Source organism: Brasilonema octagenarum UFV-OR1 (assembly GCF_963888615.1).
Taxonomy (GTDB): Bacteria; Cyanobacteriota; Cyanobacteriia; order Cyanobacteriales; family Nostocaceae; genus Brasilonema; species Brasilonema sennae.
The window spans coordinates 1-857 of record NZ_CAWPKW010000040.1 but is presented as its reverse complement, the minus strand read 5'-3'; the positions used below and the strand labels follow the sequence as shown (position 1 = coordinate 857).

The 857-nt window shown below is 46.9% G+C and carries 1 pseudogene; it reads left to right on the top strand.

Annotated elements, in window-relative coordinates:
- Window positions 1-857: pseudogene (locus AC5590_RS02470) on the top strand (ATP-binding protein); the annotation flags it as partial.

The following is an 857-nucleotide window of genomic DNA, read 5'->3' as shown; positions in this document are numbered from 1 at the left end:
CCACAGACAATGGCAAATTCCCCATGTTACTCCACTTCCCCTTTACTCCCTGTCTTCTCGGTTGAAAATTTGGCTGCGTCAAGATTGGGAAACTGGTTTGCATAATGCCAACCAACTGCTGGCTTACACTCTTCAATTCATACCCGTGATTGAAGCTGTTAATCAGGTGCTGGCAGAAATCCCTTCAGAGCAAGTCGTCTTTCGTATCGTTCAGCTAGCTGAAGATCCTTTCGATTGGCAACTCTTGCGTTTTACCTCAGCTTCTCTAAATGAAACGCTCAAGTCAAACTTTATCAAAGATTTCTTTTCTTTCCGGTGGTTCTTTTTCTTTCCTCGTCGTTGGAAAGAACAACTCCAAGCTCGTTTTTTCACAGATACTCGCTTAGACACTCCTGCCCGTGCTACAGCAGCTGGTTTCTGGTATCTGCACGAAAAACAACCAGCCACAGCCGTGGTAGCTTTTGCACTCGTGCGTTCTCTCCTCTACGGTGAGGAAATGTTCACCCTCGCCCAAACTCTAGCAGCTTTTAACAAAGCTAAGGAACCAGATGCGATCGCTACAGTTGAAATTCCTCCCTTTCCACAAGAACCTCTGCTGCGCCCAGTCACCTGGCAAACTCTCACATCTCTATGTTCTGTCGTTGAAAATGCCAAGATTATACAGCGCAGTCGGTCTTCTTATCTACGTTCCTTAGCCCTCAACCGCGCTTTAGGGGAACTCACAGAAATTCTAGATAATCCTGATACTCTGCCGCAAGCAGAACGCGGGTTAATTGTGGACATTGCCCAGACTTGGAGAAAAGCCTTGGAGGGGATAGCCAAGGAAGTTGGGGAAATTTCCATCACCAAGCCTGTGA